The sequence below is a fragment of the Serratia sp. AKBS12 genome (genome assembly GCF_024793895.1).
In the GTDB taxonomy this organism is placed as follows: Bacteria; Pseudomonadota; Gammaproteobacteria; order Enterobacterales; family Enterobacteriaceae; genus Serratia_F.
This window is the reverse complement of the sequence record NZ_JANUSB010000015.1, coordinates 1,797,779-1,822,188: the sequence shown is the minus strand read 5'-3', so window position 1 is coordinate 1,822,188 and position 24,410 is coordinate 1,797,779. Positions and strand designations below refer to the sequence as shown.

The following is a 24,410-nucleotide window of genomic DNA, read 5'->3' as shown; positions in this document are numbered from 1 at the left end:
TTTTGTCCGCAGCACATTTTATTCTCTCTCCGTCCGGTGAAACTCGGCACAGCAATGTTGCCGTGCGTTCACTTCATTCATTGGCTTATATTGGCTCGAAGGAGGCCAAAACCTAATACGTGTGTGAAACATTAATCGCGCGGCAGTAGCCGATGCGGTAGGTGAAACAAACTGTAAGGTGCCACTATGGGAAGACAGAAAGCAGTGATCAAAGCACGTCGTGAAGCGAAACGCGTAATTCGTCGTGACGCTCGTAGTCATCGCCAGCTTGAAGAAGAGTCTGTAACCTCGCTGGTACAAATGGGTGGTGTTGAGTCTATCGGCATGGCGCGAGACAAGCGCGATAGCTCCCCCATCGAGGCACGAACCGAAGCTCAGGGTCATTACTTATCAGCCATAGAAAATAAGCAGTTGATTTTTGCCACCGGTGAAGCCGGCTGTGGCAAAACCTTCATCAGCGCCGCTAAGGCGGCAGAAGCCCTTATACACAAAGAAATCGATCGGATTATCGTTACGCGTCCGGTATTACAGGCGGATGAAGATCTCGGTTTCCTGCCGGGGGATATCTCTGAAAAATTCGCTCCGTATTTCCGGCCGGTATACGACATTCTGCTCCGCCGCTTAGGCTCTTCATTTATGCAATATTGTCTGCGGCCGGAAATCGGTAAAGTGGAAATTGCACCGTTTGCCTATATGCGCGGACGCACCTTTGAAAATGCGGTGGTTATTCTGGACGAAGCACAGAACGTGACCGCCAGCCAAATGAAGATGTTTTTGACCCGTCTGGGTGAAAACGTCACGGTGATCGTCAACGGCGACGTCACCCAGTGTGATTTGCCGCGCGGGGTGAAATCCGGGCTTAGCGATGCGCTGGAGCGTTTCGAAGAGGATGAGATGGTCGGTATTATTCGTTTTGATAAACAAGACTGCGTGCGTTCTGCTTTGTGCCAACGTACGCTTCATGCCTACAGTTAACCTCCCTATCGCCTAATGAAAAGGTCGCCGCGGCGGCCTTTTTTATCGCTGCCTGCTATCGCCGGGTTGTTGAGGCGTTGTGTAATCTTTTGTGGTTTTTTGTGTAGAAATCAGGTTTATTCTCCGTTAAATATTATCGCAGGGCGGATGCCGCTACCGGCATACGGAATATTGGCTATAATTTTATTGATGCAAAAATGAAATATATCCTGCTGATTTTATTTATTTTATGCGTTGTTTATATTCATTATCGCGGACGGGTACGCTATGGTTTTTGGCGCCAGCTTGCCGATCATTCAACCTTCACGGCGCCGCTGAACGTTTTTATGTATCTGTTCTCTCGCGTGCCGACCACGCCATACCTGTCCGTGGAGCAGTTTCCCGAATTGGCGGTGCTGCACGAGCATTGGCAGACTATTCGCGCAGAGGGGCAGCAGCTATTGGCGGTACAGCAGATCAAGGCGTCTGACCAGTATAACGATGCGGGTTTCAATTCGTTTTTCAAAACCGGTTGGAAGCGTTTTTATCTGAAATGGTATGAAGACAGTCATCCGTCGGCCATGACGCTGTGCCCGCAGACCACGGCATTGCTGCGTGGCCTGCCGTCAGTGAAGGCGGCGATGTTTGCCGAATTGCCGGACGGCAGTCGTTTACCGCGCCACCGCGATCCCTATGCCGGTTCGTTGCGTTACCATCTGGGTTTGATTACGCCCAACGACGATCGCTGTTTTATTGAAGTCGATGGTGAGCGATATAGCTGGCGCGATGGTGAAGGGGTGATGTTCGACGAAACCTATTTGCACTATGCGGAAAATAAAAGCGGCCAAAACCGTTTGATACTGTTTTGCGATATTGAGCGACCAATGCGCTATCGTTGGGCGCAGCGGGTTAACCATTGGCTTGGACGTAACCTGATGAGCGCCGCCACGGCCCCCAACGAACCGGGCGATCGTACCGGCGGCGTCAACAAGATATTTAAATACATCTATGCCATTCGCAAGATTGGCAAGCGCCTTAAAGCATGGAACAAAACGCTGTACTACATCATTAAATGGCTGCTGTTTGGCGGTATTGCTGCCGGGATTTTCTTCGCGTTGTAATAGCGGGGCGCACGGCGTGCGCCCACACCATGTCGGCTGAGCGTCAGGCGAAGATGGTCATCATATAAGCGGCGAACAGCGCCAGATGCGCAGTACCGTTAAGAACGTTGGTACGTCCGGTCGAAAACGAAATCTGGCACAGGATCAGCACCGTCAGCATCACCACCATATGCGGCGGTTGCAGGCCGAAAATCAGCGTCTGGCCCGTCAGGGTGGCAATGATAGTCACCGCTGGCACGGTGAGGGAAATGGTCGCCAGCACTGAGCCAAAGAACAGGTTCATGGCGCGTTGGACCTGGTTGTTGAGCACTGCGCGCAGGGCACCGAGGCCTTCCGGGGACAGGATAAGCAACGCCACCAGGAAACCGGTGAACTGCGTTGGCGCATTCAGTTTGGTCAGCAGTCCTTCCAGCGGTCCGGCGTTGAATTTGGTGACTGCGATAACCGCGACCAGATGTACGATCAGCCAGCTGGCATGCCATAGGCTGCTGTGCGAGGAGGGTTTGCCGTGGTGCGGGTCGCCATCGTCGTCTTCATGCTCATAAACAAACAGGCTCTGGTGCGTTTTGGTTTGGATCAGCAGGAAAACGCCGTACATGGCAGCCGAAATAATCGCTACCAGCAGCGATTGACCGATGCTGAAATTGCCACCCGGCAAGGCGCTCGGCAGTACCAGCACGATCACCGCCAGTGGGAAAATGGCCATCAGGTACTGTTTGATACCACCCAGATTGACGTATTGGGTCGCGAACTTTCTGCCGCCCAGCAGCAGGGCAACGCCCACCAGGCCGGCGGTTACGATCATGATGATCGAGTACAGCGTGTCGCGCATCAGCGCCGGTGCGGCATCGCCGGTGGCCATCAGAGCGGAAATCAGGCTGACTTCAAGGATGACTACCGACAGGCTGAGTATCAGCGAGCCGTACGGTTCACCCAGACGGTGGGCCAGCACGTCGGCATGGCGTACCACGCTGAACGCGCTGCTCAGGATACCGATCAGCGCCAGAACGTTGATGGCGACGATCAAGGGGAAATTGCTGGTGCTGCTCCACAGATTTAAAACGACCAGTGCGGCAATCGGGAACAATAGGGAATATTCACTGTGGCGTGATTTTGAGCGGCCTGGGTCGTGTTGCGACTTCATTTTGGTGTATCTCCTTTCTTAAACTGCAGGCTCCCGGCCGCACCGAACGCCTGCATAGTCGGCGATGTTGCGTATCCAGAAAGTACTTCATAATAGAACACATCCGGTGGGCTGCGTGTCGTGGTGTTGTGAAATTCTGATTTTACTGGCTGGGCCTGTGCGGCTTTATGCGTTCAGAATAACAAAAAAACCGCCATTGAGGCGGTTTTATTTACTTACTTTTACGCAACCTATGGCATTTTTTTTATCTATACGCTAAAAAAATGCGACAAACTCTGCATGCCATTGGTAATTAATGATGATTATCTTGCTTAGTCATCAATGTTATCCATTATTTCATGGCGTTTTTCATGATATCCCTCTTCATTTAACCCTTCACGCCAGTAAGGAACAGCATAAAGCTGATTACGCTCACACTGGCGTTCCCGGCGCAGGTAACGGCGCAGTTCGACCACCAGTTGGTCTTCGCCAGCCAGCCAGAAGTGCGTCGCGCTTTGCGGCAGTGGCAGCGCGCAGAACTGGGTAATCAATTCGGCGGTTTTTTCGGTTCCGCCGATAATCCAGCTCAACTCAAAACCCGCCGGTTTTTTCAGATCGATCACATCAGCGGTACTGTCTACGCGGATAAAGGCATGGCCTTGTGCGCGCGGCGCGAGGTTTTCCAACAGCGCGGCAATCGCCGGCAGTGAGGAGGGGTCGCCGGCCAGACAGTAAAAGTCGGCCTCCGGCAGCATTGGCTTTGGCCCGCCGGGGTTGCTGATGCCGATTTTATCACCGGCCTTGGCGGCGCGAGCAAATTGTACCGCCGGGCCATGGTGAGCGTGCAGGGCAAACTCGATGTCTATTTCCCGCAGTTCCGGGCGTACCGCGCGTACCGAATAGGTGCGTACCAACGGGCGGACGGCATCGTCAGCCCATTGCGGACCGTTGGGGGTCAGACGTGGTAAATCCGGCTGCGTTTGCCCTTCGCGTGGCAGGAACACCTTGATATGCGCAGCGGCGGCGTTGGCCGGATAGAACTGTAAATCCTCTGCATGAAAAGTGATGCGACGCAGGTGCGGCGTGATGTCTTGCACGCCGGCGACGCTGATCAGATAAGGGGCTCGGTTGCGAGGGGCTTCAGTGGTCACGGTGTTCTCCTGTTCATCTTTATGTCGCAGTATATCACGTTGATTGATAATGAGAATCGTTTGCCAATGGAGGGCGTAGGCATGTTCAGCTAAACTTGTCTATTTAACAACCGCGACGGAGGAGAGTTATGCCTTACAAAAGTAACAGCGATCTACCCGACAACGTAAAGAATGTATTACCCGACCATGCGCAGGAAATTTATAAAGAGGCGTTTAACAGCGCATGGGAGCAATATAAGGATAAAGATGAACGACGCGGCGATGACTCACGGGAGGAAACGGCGCATAAGGTCGCATGGTCGGCGGTCAAACAAAGTTATCGCAAAGGCGATGATGACCATTGGCACAAAAAATAAGGTGTAGGCGGCACAGGGAGTACCGCCTATAATCTGTTATTACGCCTGCAATGAACCGGTCTGGTACGCATTTTTATGCCGTACTTTTGCATGACTACTATTATTGCCGCCAGGGGAAAATACTTTTGCGGGATAAAACGCGGGATAGACTTGCTTACTCTCAGAGAAAAGAATAATGTCTTTTCTACCGTGGATTAAATATTGAACTAATAAAACTCCGTGGCAGAAAAAGGTATTTTCAAAGATTCAGTGGCGTAAAGGGCGGCTTAATCCGCCGCTCGGGAGGTTGCAGCAGGTGTTAACGCGAGATTTTCTGCGCAATGCAGATTGCAAAACTGCCTTCGGCACGATAGAGGAGTCGTTGTTACTGACGTCGGAACAGCGTTTGGCTTCACTGGAGTGTGCGCTGGCGCGGCGGCCGGATAACAGTCCGGTATGGATTTTCGGCTATGGTTCGTTGATGTGGAACCCGGTGTTCGAATCCGAAGAGGTGCGGCCGGCCACGCTGCAAGGCTGGCATCGTGCCTTTTGCCTGCGATTAACCGCCGGGCGCGGAACGCAACTGCAGCCCGGGCGAATGCTGGCGCTGCAAGAGGGCGGGCAGACCACCGGCCTGGCATTTCGTCTGCCGGAAGACAAACTGCGTGAAGAGCTGGAATTATTATGGAAGCGTGAAATGCTCACCGGTTGCTATTTGCCTACCTGGTGCGAATTGACGCTGGATAATGGGCAGCTCGTTACCGCGCTGGCATTTGTCATGGATCCGCAGCATCCGCTGTTTGAGGAAGACACCAATCATCAGGTCATTGCGCCGCTGATCGCCTGCGCCAGTGGCCCGCTGGGGTCTAACGCGCAATATCTGTTTGCGCTCGACAACGAATTGAAGAACCACGGCATGCAAGATGAGCGTATCGGCGAGCTGGTGAATACTGTGCGTGAATGGTTACAGCAAAATGCCACAGGTTCTTGCGGTGAAAGCGCATCGGCCTGACGCGGGCCGGCTGTCGCTCAGGTTACCATCCTTATTTAGTCTCCCCACAGGCGCAAATTATTGCGCCTTTATCGTTTCTGCCTGCCAGACGTTATACCTCTTTTCTCTATTTAATAACCGATTAGCGTCAGGCCACTTAACCATGTTTTAATGGTGGGTATTTATCTGCCTAATTTCCCCATCTTTTAGCCAATACTATCCTGCAATGCCCGGTTGGTGTCGCTTAAAAAAACGCTTAGCATCAAAAAGCATAACTAACGGCAATTTCTTATTTGTGAGTGACCCGCTGTCTCCGTATCAATAGTAAAACGTTCGGGACAATGGGGGAGCAGATGAACTTTCAACAATTAAAAATTATTCGCGAGTCGGCACGTCGCAATTACAATCTTACCGAGGTGGCCAACACGTTATTTACCTCGCAGTCGGGGGTCAGTCGACATATTCGCGAGCTGGAAGAGGAATTGGGCATTGAGATATTCATACGTCGCGGCAAACGCCTGTTGGGGATGACCGAGCCGGGCAAAGAATTACTGGTGATGGCCGAGCGCATTCTTAATGACGCCAATAATATTCGCCGGCTGGCGGATGTGTTCAGCAGTAACGATGCTGGACAATTGCATATCGCAACTACCCATACGCAGGCGCGTTACAGCTTGCCTGGCGTAATTAAGGAATTTCGCGCGTTATATCCGCGCGTCCGGGTAGTGCTGAATCAGGGCAGCCCGGAAGAGATCGTGTCGATGCTGGCGTCGGGGGAGGCCGATATCGGCATCGCCAGCGAGCGGTTGATCAATGATGAATCGCTGGCGGCATTCCCCTATTACCGTTGGCACCATACTATACTGGTGCCGCAAGACCATCCCTTGATCCGTGAACCCAAAGTCACGCTGGAAATGCTCAGCACGCTACCGCTGATTACCTATCGCCAGGGCATTACCGGTCGCTCGCGACTGGATGCCGCGTTCAAGGCCGCCGGTTTCACGCCGGACATTGCGCTCAGCGCCCAGGATTCCGACGTGATCAAAACCTATGTCGAACTGGGTTTGGGAGTGGGCATTCTGGCCGACATGTCGTACGAAAAAGCGCGCGATGTCGGATTGGTCAGCCTGAATGCCGAGCACCTGTTCGAGCCGAACACCGTATGGCTGGGGCTGAAGCGCAGTCAGTTACAGCGTAACTATACCTGGCGATTTATCCAGCTGTGCAACCCGACATTAACCCTGACGGAAATCAAGGAGCAGGTTTTTGCTGCACAACTGGATCCGGTTATCGATTATCAAATCTGACGGCGGTGGCGGGAATGCCTGGTCAAGCCTGCCGCTGTTCACCGCATAATCCATTACTCATGTTCATGTTCGTGCTTTCCCTTTGGCAGCGATCGATCCCACCCTGTAAATTGCCGGCGATAGGGTGCTGGTCAACCACGATGTCAACGTCATCGACCATATAGGCGACCACGCGGTGACGATCGCTCACGGACGCTCGTCGACCAGCCGCTGAGCGTCCCCCCATACCGTTCCCTGTCGCCGACGGGGAACGTTATCGCCCTGCGCGTTAACCCATCCAGCAAAGCGTGATCCGTTTCACATTCATCTTTGGCATTTTGCCAGTCGGCAGGGCGCGCTGGCAGTGATGAGAAGGCTGCCGCAGCGCCAACTTTCTACACTGCCTGCATCTTGTAACGACGGGCTTGTGTCATGACCATTCATCATATTGCCGCCATCGATCTTGGCGCCTCCAGCGGGCGCGTCATGCTGGCAAGTTATCATTCGGCATCGCAGCGTCTGACGCTGCGGGAGGTCAGCCGTTTCAGCAATGGCCTGCAACAGCGTAACGGCCAGCAGTGTTGGGACCTGGAGGCTCTGGAACAGCATATCTGCCAGGCGCTGTGCGATCTGGATGGGGAGAATATCCGGCTCGACGGCATTGGCATCGACACCTGGGGCGTTGATTTTGTGTTGCTGGATGCACACGGCGAACGCGTCGGTCAGGCGGTTTCGTACCGAGATGCCCGCACCCAGGGGGTGATGGCGCAGGCGCAGCGTGAATTCGGCGCTGATGAAATCTACCGCCGCACCGGCATTCAGTATCTGCCGTTCAATACCTTGTACCAGTTGCGAGCGCTGAGCCAGCAACAACCCGAGCTGGTCGAGCGCGTCGCGCACCTGCTGCTGATCCCCGATTATCTGCACTATCGTCTGACCGGTCAGCTTAATTGGGAATATACCAACGCCAGCACCACGCAACTGCTGAATATCACCAGCGATGGCTGGGATACCGAACTGCTGGCTTGGGCCGGCGTGCCCGTCGAGTGGTTTGGCAAGCCGACGCCGCCAGGCAATCGTGTCGGTGACTGGTGTAGCCCGAGCGGTCGCCAGGTGCCGGTGATCGCCGTCGCTACCCATGATACTGCCAGTGCGGTACTGGCCACCCCGTTGCAGGATGTCGATGCGGCTTATTTGAGCTCTGGCACCTGGTCATTGATGGGCATTGAAAGCCCATTGGCGCTGGTGAATGACGCGGCGTTGGCGGCGAATATTACCAATGAAGGCGGAGCGACCGGCTACCGGGTGCTGAAAAACATCATGGGGCTCTGGTTACTGCAACGCATCACCCGCGAACTGGCGCTGGATGATTTGCCGACGCTTATCGCGCAGGCGGCGCAACAACCGGCGTGCCGCTGGTTGGTCAACCCCAACGATCCGCGCTTTATCAACCCGGTCAGCATGCGGCAAACCATTCAGGACAGCTGTCGTGAACGGGGCATGCCGGTGCCGGAAACGCCGGCACAGCTGGTGCGCTGCATTTTCGATAGCCTGGCGATGCTTTATCGCCAGGTGGCACAGCAGTTGGCCGATCTGCATGGGCGACCGTTAAGCCGTCTGCATATCGTCGGCGGCGGTAGCCAGAACGCGTTGCTTAACCAGCTTTGTGCCGATGCTACCGGTTTGGCGGTCAGCGCAGGCCCGATTGAAGCCTCCACCCTCGGCAATGTTGGTGCACAACTGATGGCTCTGGGGGCAGTGGATGATATCGAGCACTTCCGCCAGGTAGTAGTCGCCAACTTTCCGTTGCAACATTTCACTCCTCACGACAACCCGGATTTTGCCGCCCACTGGCCGCAATTTCAGTCGCTGAGCCAATCCTCTAAGGAATTTTGCGTATGACGAGCCCGATTGAACAGGCCTGGGAACTGGCCAAACGACGTTTTGCCGACATTGGCGTGGATGTTGACGCCGCCCTGCAAACGCTGGACCGGCTGCCGGTATCGATACACTGCTGGCAGGGCGATGATGTCGCCGGTTTTGAAAACCCGCAGGGGTTGTTAACCGGCGGCATCCAGGCCACCGGCAATTATCCTGGTAAGGCACGCAACGCTGCGGAACTGCGCGCCGATCTGGAGCAGGCGCTGGCGCTGATCCCCGGCCCGAACCGGTTAAATCTGCATGCCATTTATCTGGAGTCGGATACCCCGGTTGCGCGCAATGAAATTGAGCCGCGCCATTTTAAGCACTGGGTTGACTGGGCCAAACAGCACGATCTGGGACTGGACTTCAATCCGTCCTGTTTCTCGCATCCGCTGAGCGCCGACGGTTTTACGCTGTCCAGCGCCGATCCGCAGGTTCGTCGATTCTGGATTGAACACTGTCAGGCCAGCCGCAGGGTTTCCGCCTATTTTGGTGAGCAGTTAGGCAGCGCATCGGTGATGAATATCTGGATCCCGGACGGCATGAAAGATACGCCGGTCGATCGTCTGGCACCACGTCAGCGTCTGGTTAGCGCGCTGGATGAGGTGCTGGCGGAAAAGCTCGACCCGGCGCACCACATTGACGCAGTGGAAAGCAAGCTGTTTGGCATTGGCTCAGAAAGTTACACCGTCGGTTCCAATGAATTTTATCTTGGTTACGCCGCCAGTCGCCAGACCGCGCTGTGCCTGGATGCGGGGCATTTCCATCCCACCGAAGTGATTTCCGACAAGATCTCCAGCGCCATGCTGTACGTACCGCGACTGCTGCTGCACGTCAGCCGCCCGGTACGCTGGGACAGCGATCACGTGGTGCTGCTGGATGATGAAACGCAGGCCATCGCCAGCGAGATCGTGCGTCATCAGTTGGCTGACCGGGTGCATATCGGGCTGGATTTCTTTGATGCCTCGATCAACCGTATCGCCGCCTGGGTGATTGGCACCCGCAATATGAAGAAAGCGCTGCTGCGCGCCCTGCTGGAGCCGACCGAAATGCTGCGGCAGCGTGAACAGCAGGGGGATTACACCGCGCGCCTGGCTTTGCTGGAAGAGCAAAAGTCGCTGCCGTGGCAGGCAGTGTGGGAAACCTATTGCCAGCGACACGATGTGCCGGCCGATGCCCGCTGGCTTGACGCGGTACGTAATTATGAACAACAGATTCTCAGCCAACGTTAAGGACTAGCGCAATGCAACGCATAATTTCTTCCTGGTTCGTCCAGGGCATGATTAAGGCCACCGGCGACATGTGGCTGAAAGGTTGGGATGAACGCAACGGCGGCAATATCAGCCTGCGTTTGACCGATGACGACGTGGCGCCGTACCGAGCCGATTTCGTCGCTGAACCGCGCTGTGAAGAGCTCAGCCAGCCGGCGACTGAACTGGCCAATTGCTGGTTCCTGGTTACCGGCTCCGGCAAGTTCTTCCGCAATGTGCCGTTGGCGCCGGAGGAAAGCCTGGTGCTGCTGCAGGTCAACCATAACGGCACGGCCTATCATATTCACTGGGGACTGTCGCAGGGCGGTCTGCCGACTTCTGAACTGGCGTCGCATTTTCAGTCGCACATTGTACGCATGCAGCTCAGCGGCGGTCAGGATCGGGTGATTATGCATTGCCATGCCACCAATCTTATCGCGCTCAGCTTTGTCGAAAAACTGGAAAGCGCCAGCTTCACCCGCTTGCTGTGGGAGGGGAGCACCGAATGCCTGGTGGTGTTCCCGGACGGTATCGGCATTGTGCCGTGGATGGTGCCGGGCACCGACGGCATTGGCGTGAAAACCGCCGAACAGATGCACCATCACAGCCTGGTATTGTGGCCGTTCCATGGCATTTTCGCCACCGGCCCGACGCTGGACGAGGCGTTTGGTCTGATCGACACTGCCGAGAAATCTGCCGAAATCATGGTGAAAGTGATTGCGATGGGCGGTAAGCGGCAAACCATCTCCACCGAGCAGTTTATCGCGCTGGCCGCGCGTTTTGGCGTTACACCGATGAGCGCCGCGCTGGAAGTGCAATAATGCCGGCGCGCGCTCAGATCGCGGTGCCGCCGTTTGGTCGGCGTCAAGATGGAGGAAGTGGACAATGATACGCCAGGCTTTTGTCATGCAGGTAAACCCCGAGGCGCATGCCGAATACCAGCGGCGGCACGATCCGATCTGGCCGGAGTTGGCGCAGGTGTTGAAGGCCCATGGCGCGCACCATTATTCGATTTTTCTCGACGAAACGCGGCATTTGCTGTTTGGCGTGGTGGAAATAGAATCGCAGGCACAGTGGGATGCGGTGGCGCAGACCGAGGTCTGTCAGCGCTGGTGGCGATATATGAGCGAGGTGATGCCCAGCAATGCCGATTCCAGCCCGGTGACCACCTCGCTACGCGAGGTGTTTTATCTGAAGTAATCAGCAGGGGCGCGGTTGTCGCCCCTGCTGGCGCTGAACCGTGCTCAGCGCTGGCAACCCATCAGTTCGGGCAGTACGCCTGGCTTTTGTTTCAGCGTGGCTTGCACGTCGTCAGGCAGGCCGGCCCATAGGATCAGGCCAGTGCGTTTTTCTACCTCGTCAACCGTCACGCGGAACTGGCAGAAGTCAGCGCCGCGTGGCGTATTTTGGTCGAAGATAAACGCGGCGTAATGATTCACCGCCGGGCTGTTATTGATGAAAATCACTTTCCAGTAACCGCTGGGGATGGTGTGGCTTTTGGTGGTTCCCGGCAGTTTGCCCATATCACGTTCGTACAGCGGCCCGGTCACGGTGTAGACCGAGCTGATGTCGGCGCGAGCGATCAGCTTGCGTTCCTGATCTTCCAGCGCGGCCCATGAACCCTGGTTAAGATCGGATTTTTGCGGCGTAATGTTGGACAGATAATTCAGCGCCTCCCAGTCCGAGACGTTGGCCAGTGAGGCCAGAGGTGCCTGGTGTCCCCGGTCCACCTGCAGCGCGGCGTTGGCGCCGGTGTAGTCGGCTGGTGCCAGCGTCTGTGCCGGATCCAGCGCCGGATCGGTGCGCCAGGTGCGGGATTTGCCGCTGGCCAGCGTATCTTTGGTGATGTGGTAGGCGACCCAATTGGCAAACTTGGTGTCGCCGTTGTTATTCAGCGTATAGGCATGGCGAACAATTGACAGGTTGGAGCTGCCGCCGGTCGGGCAACCAACCGCGCAGTTGTCGATGGATTCCAGCGTGGCGGCGCCGGCCTGGGCTGCCAGCAGCAATGTGGAGAGGGCAATAATTTGGGACAAGCGCATGGTGATATCCTTAATAAGTTAGCAAAATACTGTACTCATATACAGTTGTTTGAACTTATCGCAGCCATGCGGATACAACAATGCAGTACCCTAGTTTCTTGAATGTGTCAGAGTTGATACATAGATAAATAAAATATCTAAAACAAAACCGCCCCAAACGGGGCGGTGAGAATAAGGACAATCCGGCGTTGCCTGGTGGGGTGGCCGGCCTGTTGCGCAGGGTGAGTTAGCGCACCAGATGCAAGAAGTGCAGGTGTTTCTCGTACTGATCGAGAATATCGTGAATGATCTGCTCTTGTGTCCAGCCCATCACGTCATAATCCTGACCGCCTTCCTTCAGGTGCACTTCGCCGCGGTAGTATTTATGTTCCTCGTCACGTTGCTCATCTTTCAACCCGATGAGGGCAAAGGCCGGCTGAATGTAGGCACGCAGGCGCACTTCATAGACAAAGTTCAGATCCTCGCCCAGATCCACTTCAAAACGGATGCGGTCGTCTTGCGAATCGTCAATCGAGGAAACGGTGCTCTGCTTGGCCAGTTCCGCCTCTACCAACGTCATTGCCGGTTGTACCACTTCGCTGACAAAGCGTTTCACCTGCGAGCGTTTCGGGAAATAGGCAATATTGCGCAAACGTCGCTGCCACGAGATCGGGTTGCGGGCGGCGGTGGGCGCAATGGTCGTCATCATCTGACTGTCACGCTTGTAGGCATCGACCCGCAGCGCCTTTAGCAGACCGTAGATAGACACCAGCAGAATGATTGAGAACGGCAGGGCGCTGGCAATGGTCACGGTTTGCAACGCGCTCAGGCCGCCGGCAAGCAGCAGGGCTATCGCCACCACGCCCATCAACGCGGCCCAGAAGATGCGCTGCCAGACCGGCGTTTGGTCATTGCCGCCGGAGGCCAGCGTATCAACCACCATTGCGCCCGAGTCGGCAGAGGTAACAAAGAACACCACCACCATCGCCATGGCAATGAACGACAGAATATTGGAGAACGGGAAGTGTTCCAGGAAGTTGAACAGCGCCAGCGAGACGTCGTTCTGCACCGTGCTGGCCAGATCGCGAGCGCCTTCATCCATAATCAGGTGAATGGCGCTGTTGCCGAAGAAGGTCATCCACAGCAGCGTGAAGCCGGCAGGAACAAACAGTACGCCGGTAACGAATTCGCGGATGGTGCGGCCGCGAGAAACGCGCGCGATAAACATGCCGACGAACGGCGACCACGACAGCCACCACCCCCAGTACAGCAGGGTCCAGCCCCCCAGCCAGTTGCTGGACTTTGGCTCGTAGGCGTACAGGTTAAAGGTTTTACTGACGATTTCAGACAGATAACCGCCGGTGTTTTCCACAAAGGATTTCAGCAGCAGTACCGTTGGGCCGAGCACCCCGACCATCACCAGCAGCAGCACTGCCAGGCCCAGGTTCAGTTCGGACAGAATGCGAATGCCCTTGTCCAGTCCGGACACTACCGATAGCGTGGCCAATGCGGTGATCACCACGATCAATACCACCTGCACCGTTTCGTTGATCGGCAAGCCGAACAGGTGATTCAGCCCGGCATTAACCTGCAAGACGCCATAGCCTAGCGAGGTCGCGACGCCAAACACGGTACCGATAACCGCAAAAATGTCTACCGCATGGCCAATCGGCCCGTAGATACGATCGCCGATAATCGGGTATAGCGCCGAGCGCAGCGTCAGCGGCAGGCCGTGACGATAGCTGAAAAAGGCCAGGATCAGCGCCACGATGGCATAAATCGCCCAGGCATGCAGGCCCCAGTGGAAGAAGGTCAGGCGCATGGCCTGTTTAGCCGCTTCCACTGTTTCCGGCGTGCCGACCGGTGGCGAAAGATAGTGCATCACCGGCTCGGCGACGCCAAAGAACATCAGGCCGATACCCATACCGGCAGAAAACAGCATCGCAAACCAGGACACGTAGCTGAAGTCTGGCTGGGCATGATCCGGCCCGAGTTTGATATTGCCGTAACGCGACAAGCCTAAAAAGGTGACGCTCAGCAGAATCAGCGCCACCGCCAAAATGTAGAACCAGCTGGCGTTGGTGAAAATACCCTGTTGTAACGCTTTGAATTTGCGATCCGCCAATTCGGGGTAAAAGGCGGCAAATGCCACCAGGACAAAAATCAAGATGGCGGAAATATAAAATACCGGAGGATTGATATGGCTACGACGTGCCACGTTTTCAGTGTCGTTTTGGCTCATAGAATACCTTTTAGCTAGTCCGTTAGGGAGTTAGGCTAATTGTTTTAACAACCCCATAAAACACGGGCGCAGCAACGCCCGAAACAGTGTGCCGAGGCAGTATACCTTAAAATGGCTCCATTTTTCAGGCTTCTGGTTAGAACAGCTATTATTAATTGTTCTTTTAGAACTTTTGACTATATGAAAAGCACGCGCCAAGCGGCAAGCTGACGCCGGTGCGTTCAGTAGCACCGGCGTCAGGATCCACGAGTTAAGCGTAGCAGGAAAGCGCTATCAGAAGCGCCAAAATGCGCGGGAACACAAAATCAGGATAGGGTAAATTTCCAGACGACCAAACAGCATGGCGGCGCACATTAACCACTTGGCCGGGTCGCTCAGGGTGCCAAAACCGGCGGCGGTTTCACCGAAGCCCAACCCCATGTTGTTGATACAGGCGGCGACGGTAGCGAACGACGTCATGAAGTCGTATCCCATCAGATTCAGCGTCCAAATAAAGAGGCAACTGAAAAAAACGTACAGGAAGAAAAAGCTCCACACCGAACGCAGCACCCGATCGTGGATCGGGGCGTTACCGACCTTGATGGTGAAGATCGCGTTCGGGTGCACCAGTTGGTTCACTTCGTGGCGGCTCTGCTTGTACATGATCAAAAAGCGTAACGCCTTGATGCCGCCGCAGGTTGAGCCGACGCAGCCGCCAAAGAAGCTGGCGGCCAGCAATAGCATGATGGTATGCGAGGGCATCTGTGCGTAGTCGGCGGTGGCCAGGCCGTTATCGGTCATCATCGAACTGGTGAGGAAAAAGCCGTGGACAAAGGCGTCCTTGGCGCCGTACATGCCGGCACGGTAAAGTTCGACTACCACAATCGCGACGACGATCGACAGGATCAGCAAAAAGAACCTCAGTTCCGGATTGCGGTATAGCGGCCTGAAGCTGCGCCTGCCGACGGCAACGAAATACAGCGTAAAGTTGACCGCCGCCAGGATGGAAAAAATACCGCCGACCATTTCCACTGCCGAACTGTCAAAATAACCGAGGCTTTCATTGCGGGTCGAAAAACCGCCGAGCGAAACGGTGGATAGCCCGTGACACAGCGCGTCGAACCACGGCATGCCGGCAAAGTGAAACGCTACGGTGCATAACAGGCCCAATGCCAGATAAATCAGCCACAGGTTTTTGGAGGTATCGGCCAGACGCGGCGTCAGCCGCTCTTCCTTGAACGGACCGGGCATTTCCGACTGGTACAGTTTGGCTCCACCGATCCCCAGCAGCGGCAACACCGCCACCGCCAGTACGATAACCCCCAAACCTCCGATAAAGTTAAGCTGGGAACGGTAATAGAGTACCGATTTAGGCACGCCGGAAACGTCGTTCAACACCGATGCGCCAGTGGTTGTGATGCCGGAAACGCCCTCGAATACCGCGTCGACCAGGCTGATATTGAGGCTGTCATCCAACCATAACGGCATGGCGCTGATCAAAGAAAACAGCAGCCAAAACAAAACGATAATCAGAAAACCGTCCTGTGTGCGCAGCTGAACCTTGGCTTGCCGGCTACTGAACCAGCCCAGTCCGCCGAGCGAACCGACGATCGCCAGCGTGTAAAAGAAGGAAAAAACGCTTTTTTCCTTGTACAACAGTGCCATCAGCAACGGTGGGATCATTGAAAGACTGTAGAGAACAACCAAAAAACTACACAGGTGGACAACAATAAGAATCTGTTTTGTTTTAACCATGCTTGCGCCCAAGCCGCAGTTGGCAATAGGTCCAGTTAGTCAGACAATGCATAAAGAATAAAGCGGGCAATATAAAAATTTCGTAAAAATTGATCACGCCCGCCAGCGTTGGCCCGTTTTTTGACGCTTATTCAAGCAAGGTCTTCACCGTATGGCGCACGTACTGCGTCATTTGCGCTAAATCGTCGGCCGAGACCGGCCCGCCGCCGGCTTTAACCACCTGCCGTTCGATTTGCGAAATTTCCTGCTCAACCTTGTTGGCGATCTGAACCTTGACGATTTTATCCACCGATGACAGCAAAACCTTGAGCACCATTTTTAACGCCACGGTTTCGCAAAATGAATCATAGTGATGGGCCGCGGGGGGCGCGACCGGCGGCACATCCGCACGCGGGGCCATAGCCTTGAAATGGTCTACATTTTCAATAATAAGATCCATGTCTCTTATTAGTTCATCAAAATCTTTAGACACTGACTTATTTCCCTTTGCAATGCGCAAAATACACAACGCCTGCCGCAGGGCAGGAGGCCGAGCGGCCAAGCAGGACGAATTTCGACCGTGACGTTCAGCGAATGAATGGCAGGTTGGCCGCATTTTAGCGCCGGCGCGACGCCGCAACAAGATCGGGGCCGGTGGCTGTCCGGCCCCTGGGAATATTAGTACGGTGAATGTTCAGTTTTTCAGCTTGGCGGTCAGGCTGGCGACGTATTCGCCCTGATAGCGCGCGATGTTGAGTTCTTCCTGACTGGGCTGGCGCGAGCCATCGGCACCGGCAATGGTGGTTGCGCCATACGGCGTGCCGCCACGGGTTTTTGATACGTCAAACAGCTCCGGCATTTTGTAACCGATGGGCACGATGATCATGCCGTGGTGTGCCAGCGTGGTCCAGGTCGACGAAATGGTGTGCTCCTGACCGCCGCCGGTGCCGGTAGAGGAAAATACGCTGGCAATTTTGCCGTGCAATGCGCCGGACGCCCACAACCCGCCGGTCTGATCGAAGAAGGTACGCATCTGGCCGGACATATTGCCAAAGCGGGTTGGCGTACCGATGATAATCGCATCGTAATCTGCCAGCTCTTGCGGGCTGGCAACCGGTGCCGGCTGATCGGTTTTGCCACCGGCTTTGGCAAAGGCCTCGGCCGGCATGGTTTCCGCTACCCGTTTCACGCTAACCTCAATACCGTCGACTTTGCCGGCCCCTTCGGCAACCGCCTGTGCCAGCGTTTCAATATGCCCGTACATCGAGTAGTAAAGCACCAATAGTTTCGCCATTTTGCCTCTCCTGCGTTGCTGAATAAAACCTCATCGCTAAGCATAGAAGCTAACCGGCAAATTGGCGCGTACGGCGTTAACGGATCCCGGTTAACGCCAGTAAACCGCCAAAGGCAATCAGCAGGCTGCCGAACAGCCGATCGATGCCGCTACGCAAACGCAGGAACTGCGCATTGATCCGCGGCGTTGAAAACAGCAGCGCGACCAAACTGAACCAGATGACATGCGCAATGGCAATAAACAGGCCGTAGGCGATCTGAATACCGAGCGAGGTATGCGGGTTCACCACCTGCATAAACAGGCTGACGATAAAAATGGTGGTTTTGGGATTCAACAGGTTGGTCAGGAAACCGGTTTTAAGTGCGCTCCAGTCACCGATGGGGTTAGCGGAGCGGCCGGCATTTGCCGACGGGGCGGCGGCGTGTCGCAGCATGCCTATGCCAAGATAGACAAGATAAGCAGCACCGATGAGTTTCAGCAGGTTAAACAGCCACAGTGACTGCTGTATCAGCACCCCCACGCCAATCAGCGTATAACCGACATGTAACAATACACCAGAGCCGATGCCAACGGCGGTAAGGATCCCACTGCGCCGGGAGTTCAACAAACTGTTGCGCGATACCATGGCGAAGTCCGGCCCCGGACTGATTACGGCGAATAAGGTAATGGTGACGACGGCGATAAATTCGGTCATAGTTGCCCTGCTTGATGAGCGTAAGAGAAACTGGATTGTGGCGAAAAGGCAGTTGCGAGACAAACGATGAAAACTGACGATATCAGTGAGAAAATCTCACATAAAATCGGCCGGCAGATTGCGTTGGGCGGATTACGCTGTTTTGCGGCCGCTGCTCGGTTGGAAAGTTTTACCCAGGCGGCAAGCTCGCTGAACCTGACGCACGGCGCGGTCAGTCGAGCGGTGCGTGCGTTGGAGGACGAGTTGGGGCTGGCACTGTTTGAACGACGTCATCGGCGGGTATATCTCACTGCCGCCGGCAGCACCTTGCTCCACGCCACCGAGCAGGCGTTTGGCATACTTGAGCACGCCGTGCAGGGGTTGTATCGCCAGGCGCAGCAGGCGCCTATCGTGCTGTCCTGCGAGCCCACCTTGCTAATGCGCTGGTTGATCCCGCGTTTACCGTCGTTTCAGCAGGCACACCCGGAAATCAACGTGCAACTGGTAGCCGGCGGCGGTCCAGTGGTGTTTCACGACGGCATTACGCTGGCGATTCGCCGCAATGACTTTGCCTGGGAGCGCCATATTTACAGTAGCGTGCTATTTGCCGAGAAGGTAGGACCGGTCTGCAAACCGGAAGCGCTCGCGCGTTTTGTCGAGGGCAGTGGCAGCGATCTATGCCTGCGCCGCGATGCGGTGCTGCTGCATAGCGCTACGCGACCGGCGGCGTGGGACGATTGGGCGCAAGCGCAGGGGGTGACGCTCGACGGGCAGGCGCAACAGCGTTTTGACCACTTCTATTTCAGCCTGCAGGCTGCGACTGCCGGCCTCGGTATCGCCATCGGTCCGTGGCGGCAGGTGCGCGACGATATTGACGCCGGCCTGCTGGTGGCACCGTTTGGATTTCAGCAGGACGGCAGCAGTTACTGCCTGTTGACGCCGCAGCCCATCACGCCCGGCAGCGCCGTCGAACAGTTGCAGCGTTGGCTGCAACAGCAATAACATCAACGCTAGCCGGCAGCATCAGCGGTAGCAGCGTCATTTTGGGTATACACTGAAGAGATGTGCAACGGTTGGAGCAGCCCCGATGGAGCAGTGTCGTGGTATCAAGCGAATTTTATTGGCGAGTGGCGCCATAAAGCACGTTGTGGTCGAGGATCGCCTTGGCAATCAGCGCGCTTTTGCCGCCAAGGATTATATCTCGGAAGGCATTCAGCCACCGCTGGAGGAGTTGCCTGAACAGCGGGCCGACAACGACGACTAAAACGTCACGTTGCGGATAAACCGTAGCGGTTCGGTGCCGCGATTGGCATAGGCATAGTGTTGATCGCTGTTGAACACCTGGGTCTCGCCGGCGCACAGGGTCAGCGTCTGTTGCGTCAAGGTCAGCGTCATGCTGCCGCTGACCACGTAAATGATTTCGTGCCAGCCCTGGGCATCCGGCAGCGAATCATAGTGCTCGCCGGGCATCAGGGTCCACAGCCACAGTTCCACGCGCTGCCGGGCCGGTACGCTGGCGGCAAGAATGGCCTGGCTCTGCGGTTGGCTACCTTGCCAGGCCAACTCTCCAATCAGGTGATTGCCGCGCGCGTCAGGTGCCTGAATCAAATCGGTAAATGATACCTCAAGCGCTGCCGCCAGTTTGTCCAGCACTGCCAGGCTGACGTTGCGATCGCCAGCCTCTATCCCCGCCAGCATCCGCCGGCTGACGCCCGAGAGCTCGGCCAGCGCCACCTGGCTCAGACCGGCCTGTTGGCGGTATCCCCGTACATTGCTGCTGAGGTATTGCAGCACCCGCAGCGCGTCGGGTTTTCCATTGTGCACTATATTGCTCATTGTCTGGTGATGCCTCATACTGGCAGGATCTGTGCATTATATTGCACTCAGCATGAAGGGCAAGTCGGTGTCATCGGTCAAAAAATCCTTTTTCTCTCGCCTGTTTCTGAAGATAAAGCCTCAGGAGGCGATACTTATTTTCATCACCATGATCTGGGGTGGCACCTTTTTGGCGGTGCACCACGCGATGATGGTCAGTGGCCCGTTTTTCTTTGTCGGGCTACGATTTGGCACCGCCACCTTGGCGCTGGCGCTGTTTTCACTGGGTAGCCTGCGCGGCCTGACCTGGTACGAATTCAAGGCCGGCGCGTTTATTGGTCTTTCCATCATGTTTGGCTATGGTTTGCAGACCGTTGGGTTACAAACCATCAGTAGCAGTCAGTCCGCTTTTATCACCGCGATGTACGTGCCGATAGTGCCATTGTTGCAATGGCTGGTACTGGGGCGCTTTCCCGGCATCATGTCGTGGCTTGGCGTGCTGCTGGCCTTTACCGGCCTGATGCTGATGGCCGGCCCGGGCAGTAATGAAATGACGCTGTCACTGGGCGAGATCCTGACGCTGGTCAGTACGCTGGCGATCGCGGCTGAAATCATCCTGATCGGTGCCTACGCCGGTAAGGTAAACGTCAAACGCGTCACCCTGGTGCAGTTGGCTACCGCGTCGCTGCTGTCGTTTTTGATGATGGCGCCCACCGGGGAATCCATACCGGCATATTCCAACTATCTGCTGTACAGCGCGGTTGGGCTGGGCATCGCCAGCGCGCTGATCCAAGTCACCATGAACTGGGCCCAGCGTAGCGTGTCGCCGACGCGCGCCACGGTGATTTATGCCGGCGAACCGGTATGGGCGGGGATTGTCGGGCGCGTGGCCGGTGAGCGTTTACCGGGCATTGCGCTGCTTGGCGGTGCGTTGATCGTCATTGGGGTGATCGTCAGCGAACTGCGCATCCGGCGCAGGGCCAAGCCGGATGCGCTAACCGAAGGTTAAGGCGTCGAGGTGAAGCGAGCAGGGGATATCAGGTATCCCCTGAGCCCGCATCAGGCGCGTTTTTTGTTGCGCGCCAGCCAGTAGCCGATGCCCAGCACCACGAACCACAGTGGCGTTACCATCAGTGCCTGGCGAGTGTCGCTTTGCAACGTCAGCAATACCAGCACAAAGGCGAAGAACGCCATGCAGACCCAGCACATCAGTTTGCCGGCCGGCATTTTATAGACCGATTTCTGATGCAGTTCCGGGCGTCGCTTACGGTAAACCAGGTATGAGCACAGAATGATGCTCCAGACGAACATGAACAGAATCGCTGAAACGGTGGTGACCAGCGTAAATACCGTCACTACGTTTGGGATCAGATAAATCAGTACCACGCCGCCCAGCAGGCAAATGCAGGAAAATGTCAGGCCGTTGGCCGGCACCGCGCGTTTGGACAGCTTGGCGAAGGGGGACGGCGCGTCACCTTGTTGCGCCAGGCCATACAGCATGCGGCTGGTAGAAAACACGCCGCTGTTGGCAGATGAGGCGGCAGAGGTCAGCACCACAAAATTGATCACGCTGGCCGCCGCAGGCAGGCCAATCAGCACGAACAGCTCAACGAACGGGCTCTTGTCCGCCACCACCGAGCTCCATGGCGTTACCGACATGATAACGATCAGCGAACAGACGTAAAACATGATGATGCGCAGTGGAATGGCGTTGATGGCGCGTGGCAGTACTTTTTCCGGGTTTTTGGTTTCAGCTGCCGTGGTGCCCACCAGTTCGATGCCGACAAAGGCGAAAACCGCGATCTGAAAGCCGGCGAAGAAGCCGCTGATGCCTTTTGGGAACATGCCACCGTCATTCCACAGGTGGGAGAACGAGGCCACCGTACCGCTCGGAGAAGGGTAATGGGTGGCAATCATCACCAGACCGGCAACGATCAGGCCGACTATCGCAACGATTTTAATCATTGCGAACCAGAATTCCATTTCACCAAACATTTTCACCGTGGCCAGGTTAAGACTGAGCAACAACAGGACGCACAGCAGCGAAGCTATCCATTGCGAAAGCTCGGGGAACCAGAATTGGGCGTAGGCGGTGATCGCCACTACGTCGGCAATACCGGTAACCACCCAGCAGAACCAATAGGTCCAACCGGTGAAGAATCCGGCCCATGGACCGAGCAGATCGGCGGCGAAGTCGCTAAAGGATTTGTACTGCAAGTTCGACAGCAGCAATTCACCCATCGCGCGCATGACAAAAAACAGCATAAAGCCAATGATCATATAGACGAAAATGATCGAAGGGCCAGCCAGACTGATGGTTTTCCCTGAGCCCATAAACAGGCCGGTGCCGATAGCGCCGCCGATGGCGATCAGTTGTATATGGCGGTTGGAAAGGTTTCTTCGGAGGCTATCTTCTGACGCAGCGTTGGCATTGTCGGTATTTTTAGCGTGATCGACCATCTGATGATGTCCTGTTTTTACCTGTCATGAATGGAGTTAGCAGCTCTATTGTGGCTGTTTTTTATACGTTTCTCCCGGCGGTGCCGGCTTTTTAAGATAGTGCAATATTTTCATCAGCGCATAACCTCAGCGTGCATTGAAACTATTGCGATAATGACTCCAGCCAGGCCGGCCGGGGGTTCAGGGGGCGCAAGGTTACTCCTGGTTACGGAAAATTAACAGTCCTTGGCGAGGTAATCCCTTTGATAAAACAACGGCTTAAAAAATCACATGAGAAAAACTAATGCAGGATTGTATAAGCCATATCGCCAGCTACGTTGCTATCGGTGGTTATCGACGGGGGAGCGAAAAACGGCGACGGGCGGCAAACGGCGCTGCGGCTACGCTCAGCAGTGCCGGCCAGCTGACAGCAAAATCATTTGCTTAGCTTTTTCAGTCTGCGCTGGCAGGTGGTTTGCCGTTGCTGATATATGCCCTGAAAATTAATCATGCGTCGGCCGTATTAGTGGGATTGGTAAGCCCATCTGGCGCGTCAGCCACGCATCGACAGACAAAATTCATGCCGTGCGGCGACAATTGACCTGCAAAACAGATCATGGAAATCATGCGGCTAAATGCGTCGAGCGTGGACGCCGGAGTCTCTGCTGGCGTGGCAGGCTACGCAGAGTGCCATTCGCTAGTCCATACTGAATGACATTCGTTTGTCACGTTACGGTAGCAAGCTGAACGCGAACGATGTTTTCCCGTCACTACATGGGGTATAACGATGACCAATAGCACAATGCTCAAGCTGAAAGATGGCACCCTGCTTTATTATAAAGATTGGGGTGAAGGCCAACCGATAGTGTTCAGTCACGGCTGGCCGCTGTCAGGGGACGCTTTTGAAGATCAAATGCTGTTCCTCGCTTCACACGGCTATCGGGTGATTGCGCATGACCGTCGCGGGCATGGACGTTCTTCGCAGCCGTGGGATGGCCATAATATGGACCAGTATGCCGACGATCTGGCGGAGTTGACGGCGGCGCTGGATTTGCAGAATGCGGTGCATGTCGGCCATTCCACCGGCGGCGGTGAAGTGGCGCGCTACATTGCCCGCCACGGTACCGAACGGGTGGCCAAGGCGGTGCTGATTGGCGCCGTGCCGCCGATTATGCTGAAGACCGATTTTAACCCGAACGGTTTGCCGCTGTCGGTATTTGACGGTATACGCGAGGGCGTGATCAACGACCGTTCGCAATTCTTCAAGGATCTTTCCGAGACCTTCTATGGCTTCAACCGCTCGAGCTCGCAGCCATCGCAAGGGTTGCGTGACGGTTTCTGGCGGCAGGGCATGCAGGGTTCCATCAAGGCGCTGTATGACTGTGTTGCAGCATTCTCCGCCACCGATCAGCGGGAGGATTTGCAGCGCATGACCATTCCTACCCTGGTTATTTATGGTGATGACGATCAGATAGTACCGCCGATCTCCTCCAGCCAGGCCGCGCTGAAACTGTTACCGAACGCGCAGGAAAAGATCTATCCCGGCGCATCGCACGGCTTGTGCAGCACGCACAAGGCGCAGATCAACCAGGATCTGCTGGACTTCATTCAACGCTGAAACATCACGCCGGCACAGAAGCCTGCGGGCTTCTGTTTTCTTGCATGCTTAACGGATAACTAGCGCTTTTGCCGTTGCTCCGCTTCGCCGGCCTCTGCTGCTTCGTCTGCTCTGGCTGCGGTATAGCCCGCCAGATGCCCGACCACGTTGGCATAAATGCTGATGATAATTACCCACAGAACGCTGTTCTTCCACCAGATGACGGACGGTATTGCCAAAATGATCCATAAAAACGACATCGCCAAATGTGCTTTCTTGATAACGGCAGGAGTCAGTTTCATCGCTCAAGCTTCCTTTATGGTGAAGTAACAGTAAGCATAGCGGGCCCGTCTTGTTCTGTGGCGGTCGGGGGCGTCGGGATGATAACCCGGCTATCGTTGTTGATTTATTGTTAAATATTTTCAAGCGGTTATTTAGAATTGCTGGCCGATCACAAAAACGCCAAACGGATTCCCCCTTAT

The 24,410-nt window shown here is 55.5% G+C and carries 25 protein-coding genes; 13 read left to right on the top strand and 12 right to left on the bottom strand.

Translation table 11 applies throughout. The features are described from left to right. Positions 1-186 precede the first annotated feature (186 nt). Positions 187-975 carry a phosphate starvation-inducible protein PhoH gene (gene phoH, locus NYE85_RS18470; protein WP_259006155.1) on the top strand — a complete coding sequence of 263 codons (789 nt, stop codon included), beginning with the start codon at positions 187-189 and terminating at the stop codon, positions 973-975. A 197-nt stretch (positions 976-1,172) separates the two neighbouring features. Continuing rightward, positions 1,173-2,075, top strand: coding sequence for a lipid A hydroxylase LpxO (lpxO, locus tag NYE85_RS18465; RefSeq protein WP_259006154.1), 903 nt, complete (start codon positions 1,173-1,175; stop codon positions 2,073-2,075). A 43-nt stretch (positions 2,076-2,118) separates the two neighbouring features. Here lpxO and chaA read toward each other — a convergent pair whose 3' ends face one another. Both chaA and NYE85_RS18455 read right to left on the bottom strand, forming a co-directional pair. Continuing rightward, entirely contained in the window at positions 2,119-3,219 is a 1,101-nt protein-coding gene (chaA, locus tag NYE85_RS18460; protein WP_259006153.1) for a sodium-potassium/proton antiporter ChaA, read from the bottom strand. 311 nt (positions 3,220-3,530) lie between these two features. Then, positions 3,531-4,349 carry a siderophore-interacting protein gene (locus NYE85_RS18455; RefSeq protein ID WP_259006152.1) on the bottom strand — a complete coding sequence of 273 codons (819 nt, stop codon included), beginning with the start codon at positions 4,347-4,349 and terminating at the stop codon, positions 3,531-3,533. A gap of 128 nt (positions 4,350-4,477) precedes the next feature. On the opposite strand from NYE85_RS18455, the gene chaB reads away from it, so the two are divergent. The 3 genes from chaB (at position 4,478) to cbl (ending at position 6,982) form a co-directional block, all read left to right on the top strand. Further along, positions 4,478-4,705, top strand: a complete 228-nt coding sequence (gene chaB / locus NYE85_RS18450; protein ID WP_259006151.1) for a putative cation transport regulator ChaB — start codon at positions 4,478-4,480, stop codon at positions 4,703-4,705. 295 nt (positions 4,706-5,000) lie between these two features. Next, positions 5,001-5,696, top strand: coding sequence for a gamma-glutamylcyclotransferase (locus tag NYE85_RS18445; RefSeq protein WP_259006150.1), 696 nt, complete (start codon positions 5,001-5,003; stop codon positions 5,694-5,696). Positions 5,697-6,028: 332 nt separating this feature from the next. Then, positions 6,029-6,982 carry an HTH-type transcriptional regulator Cbl gene (gene cbl / locus NYE85_RS18440; RefSeq protein ID WP_259006149.1) on the top strand — a complete coding sequence of 318 codons (954 nt, stop codon included), beginning with the start codon at positions 6,029-6,031 and terminating at the stop codon, positions 6,980-6,982. Positions 6,983-7,004: 22 nt separating this feature from the next. Here the strand turns inward: cbl and NYE85_RS18435 are convergent, their stop codons facing one another. Then, entirely contained in the window at positions 7,005-7,172 is a 168-nt protein-coding gene (locus NYE85_RS18435) for a hypothetical protein (protein WP_259006148.1), read from the bottom strand. A 221-nt stretch (positions 7,173-7,393) separates the two neighbouring features. Here NYE85_RS18435 and rhaB point away from each other — a divergent pair, with 221 nt between their 5' ends. The 4 genes from rhaB to rhaM all read left to right on the top strand — a co-directional run bounded on the left by rhaB (position 7,394) and on the right by rhaM (position 11,334). Next, positions 7,394-8,863 (top strand): rhamnulokinase, encoded by a 1,470-nt coding sequence (gene rhaB / locus NYE85_RS18430; protein WP_259006147.1) that lies wholly within the window; start codon positions 7,394-7,396, stop codon positions 8,861-8,863. Then, the gene (locus tag NYE85_RS18425; RefSeq protein ID WP_259006146.1) at positions 8,860-10,116 is read left to right on the top strand and encodes an L-rhamnose isomerase; all 1,257 of its coding nucleotides are present in this window, start codon (positions 8,860-8,862) and stop codon (positions 10,114-10,116) included. Before rhaB ends, NYE85_RS18425 begins: the two co-directional genes overlap by 4 nt. A gap of 11 nt (positions 10,117-10,127) precedes the next feature. Continuing rightward, a complete protein-coding gene (gene rhaD, locus NYE85_RS18420) occupies positions 10,128-10,955 on the top strand; it encodes a rhamnulose-1-phosphate aldolase (RefSeq protein ID WP_259006145.1) in 828 nt (275 codons plus the stop codon). Between the two features lie 64 nt (positions 10,956-11,019). Continuing rightward, positions 11,020-11,334 (top strand): L-rhamnose mutarotase, encoded by a 315-nt coding sequence (gene rhaM, locus NYE85_RS18415; RefSeq protein WP_259006144.1) that lies wholly within the window; start codon positions 11,020-11,022, stop codon positions 11,332-11,334. A gap of 44 nt (positions 11,335-11,378) precedes the next feature. Here the strand turns inward: rhaM and NYE85_RS18410 are convergent, their stop codons facing one another. The 6 genes from NYE85_RS18410 to NYE85_RS18385 form a co-directional block, all read right to left on the bottom strand. Continuing rightward, a complete protein-coding gene (locus tag NYE85_RS18410) occupies positions 11,379-12,176 on the bottom strand; it encodes a DNA/RNA non-specific endonuclease (protein ID WP_259006143.1) in 798 nt (265 codons plus the stop codon). Positions 12,177-12,402: 226 nt separating this feature from the next. Next, on the bottom strand, positions 12,403-14,397 hold the full coding sequence (locus NYE85_RS18405) for a choline BCCT transporter BetT (protein ID WP_259006142.1): 1,995 nt from the start codon (positions 14,395-14,397) through the stop codon (positions 12,403-12,405). A 273-nt stretch (positions 14,398-14,670) separates the two neighbouring features. After that, the gene (locus tag NYE85_RS18400; RefSeq protein WP_259006141.1) at positions 14,671-16,131 is read right to left on the bottom strand and encodes a TrkH family potassium uptake protein; all 1,461 of its coding nucleotides are present in this window, start codon (positions 16,129-16,131) and stop codon (positions 14,671-14,673) included. Between the two features lie 127 nt (positions 16,132-16,258). Beyond that, complete coding sequence (locus NYE85_RS18395) at positions 16,259-16,570, bottom strand: hypothetical protein (RefSeq protein ID WP_259006372.1); 312 nt, start codon at positions 16,568-16,570, stop codon at positions 16,259-16,261. 234 nt (positions 16,571-16,804) lie between these two features. Continuing rightward, the gene (gene wrbA / locus NYE85_RS18390) at positions 16,805-17,404 is read right to left on the bottom strand and encodes an NAD(P)H:quinone oxidoreductase (protein WP_259006140.1); all 600 of its coding nucleotides are present in this window, start codon (positions 17,402-17,404) and stop codon (positions 16,805-16,807) included. Positions 17,405-17,480: 76 nt separating this feature from the next. Next, complete coding sequence (locus NYE85_RS18385; protein WP_259006139.1) at positions 17,481-18,098, bottom strand: LysE family transporter; 618 nt, start codon at positions 18,096-18,098, stop codon at positions 17,481-17,483. Between the two features lie 66 nt (positions 18,099-18,164). On the opposite strand from NYE85_RS18385, the gene NYE85_RS18380 reads away from it, so the two are divergent. Together NYE85_RS18380 and NYE85_RS18375 are read left to right on the top strand one after the other, a co-directional pair. Beyond that, complete coding sequence (locus NYE85_RS18380; protein WP_259006138.1) at positions 18,165-19,079, top strand: LysR family transcriptional regulator; 915 nt, start codon at positions 18,165-18,167, stop codon at positions 19,077-19,079. 85 nt (positions 19,080-19,164) lie between these two features. After that, positions 19,165-19,341 carry a hypothetical protein gene (locus tag NYE85_RS18375; protein ID WP_259006137.1) on the top strand — a complete coding sequence of 59 codons (177 nt, stop codon included), beginning with the start codon at positions 19,165-19,167 and terminating at the stop codon, positions 19,339-19,341. Here NYE85_RS18375 and NYE85_RS18370 read toward each other — a convergent pair. Beyond that, a complete protein-coding gene (locus NYE85_RS18370; RefSeq protein WP_259006136.1) occupies positions 19,338-19,913 on the bottom strand; it encodes a helix-turn-helix domain-containing protein in 576 nt (191 codons plus the stop codon). The genes NYE85_RS18375 and NYE85_RS18370 overlap by 4 nt on opposite strands. 67 nt (positions 19,914-19,980) lie before the next feature. On the opposite strand from NYE85_RS18370, the gene NYE85_RS18365 reads away from it, so the two are divergent. Continuing rightward, complete coding sequence (locus tag NYE85_RS18365) at positions 19,981-20,901, top strand: DMT family transporter (protein WP_259006371.1); 921 nt, start codon at positions 19,981-19,983, stop codon at positions 20,899-20,901. A 50-nt stretch (positions 20,902-20,951) separates the two neighbouring features. On the opposite strand, the gene cycA is transcribed toward NYE85_RS18365, so the two are convergent. Beyond that, positions 20,952-22,352, bottom strand: coding sequence for a D-serine/D-alanine/glycine transporter (gene cycA, locus NYE85_RS18360; RefSeq protein ID WP_259006135.1), 1,401 nt, complete (start codon positions 22,350-22,352; stop codon positions 20,952-20,954). Between the two features lie 766 nt (positions 22,353-23,118). Between cycA and NYE85_RS18355 the strand changes: the two genes are divergently transcribed. Then, positions 23,119-23,949 carry an alpha/beta fold hydrolase gene (locus NYE85_RS18355; RefSeq protein WP_259006134.1) on the top strand — a complete coding sequence of 277 codons (831 nt, stop codon included), beginning with the start codon at positions 23,119-23,121 and terminating at the stop codon, positions 23,947-23,949. Between the two features lie 59 nt (positions 23,950-24,008). On the opposite strand, the gene NYE85_RS18350 is transcribed toward NYE85_RS18355, so the two are convergent. Next, complete coding sequence (locus NYE85_RS18350) at positions 24,009-24,230, bottom strand: hypothetical protein (protein WP_004964500.1); 222 nt, start codon at positions 24,228-24,230, stop codon at positions 24,009-24,011. Between the last annotated feature and the right edge of the window lie 180 nt (positions 24,231-24,410).

Bases quoted from the DNA above. Each gene is read 5' to 3' on its own strand.
- NYE85_RS18385 (WP_259006139.1), bottom strand. From the start codon at position 18,098: ATGACCGAATTTATCGCCGTCGTCACCATTACCTTATTCGCCGTAATC.
- NYE85_RS18370 (WP_259006136.1), bottom strand. From the start codon at position 19,913: ATGAGCAATATAGTGCACAATGGAAAACCCGACGCGCTGCGGGTGCTG.
- NYE85_RS18380 (WP_259006138.1), top strand. From the start codon at position 18,165: ATGAAAACTGACGATATCAGTGAGAAAATCTCACATAAAATCGGCCGG.
- rhaM (WP_259006144.1), top strand. From the start codon at position 11,020: ATGATACGCCAGGCTTTTGTCATGCAGGTAAACCCCGAGGCGCATGCC.
- cbl (WP_259006149.1), top strand. From the start codon at position 6,029: ATGAACTTTCAACAATTAAAAATTATTCGCGAGTCGGCACGTCGCAAT.
- NYE85_RS18405 (WP_259006142.1), bottom strand. From the start codon at position 14,397: ATGAGCCAAAACGACACTGAAAACGTGGCACGTCGTAGCCATATCAAT.
- lpxO (WP_259006154.1), top strand. From the start codon at position 1,173: ATGAAATATATCCTGCTGATTTTATTTATTTTATGCGTTGTTTATATT.
- NYE85_RS18350 (WP_004964500.1), bottom strand. From the start codon at position 24,230: ATGAAACTGACTCCTGCCGTTATCAAGAAAGCACATTTGGCGATGTCG.
- rhaB (WP_259006147.1), top strand. From the start codon at position 7,394: ATGACCATTCATCATATTGCCGCCATCGATCTTGGCGCCTCCAGCGGG.
- cycA (WP_259006135.1), bottom strand. From the start codon at position 22,352: ATGGTCGATCACGCTAAAAATACCGACAATGCCAACGCTGCGTCAGAA.
- phoH (WP_259006155.1), top strand. From the start codon at position 187: ATGGGAAGACAGAAAGCAGTGATCAAAGCACGTCGTGAAGCGAAACGC.
- NYE85_RS18375 (WP_259006137.1), top strand. From the start codon at position 19,165: ATGGAGCAGTGTCGTGGTATCAAGCGAATTTTATTGGCGAGTGGCGCC.
- NYE85_RS18355 (WP_259006134.1), top strand. From the start codon at position 23,119: ATGACCAATAGCACAATGCTCAAGCTGAAAGATGGCACCCTGCTTTAT.
- wrbA (WP_259006140.1), bottom strand. From the start codon at position 17,404: ATGGCGAAACTATTGGTGCTTTACTACTCGATGTACGGGCATATTGAA.
- chaA (WP_259006153.1), bottom strand. From the start codon at position 3,219: ATGAAGTCGCAACACGACCCAGGCCGCTCAAAATCACGCCACAGTGAA.
- NYE85_RS18425 (WP_259006146.1), top strand. From the start codon at position 8,860: ATGACGAGCCCGATTGAACAGGCCTGGGAACTGGCCAAACGACGTTTT.
- NYE85_RS18400 (WP_259006141.1), bottom strand. From the start codon at position 16,131: ATGGTTAAAACAAAACAGATTCTTATTGTTGTCCACCTGTGTAGTTTT.
- rhaD (WP_259006145.1), top strand. From the start codon at position 10,128: ATGCAACGCATAATTTCTTCCTGGTTCGTCCAGGGCATGATTAAGGCC.
- NYE85_RS18395 (WP_259006372.1), bottom strand. From the start codon at position 16,570: ATGGATCTTATTATTGAAAATGTAGACCATTTCAAGGCTATGGCCCCG.
- NYE85_RS18410 (WP_259006143.1), bottom strand. From the start codon at position 12,176: ATGCGCTTGTCCCAAATTATTGCCCTCTCCACATTGCTGCTGGCAGCC.
- chaB (WP_259006151.1), top strand. From the start codon at position 4,478: ATGCCTTACAAAAGTAACAGCGATCTACCCGACAACGTAAAGAATGTA.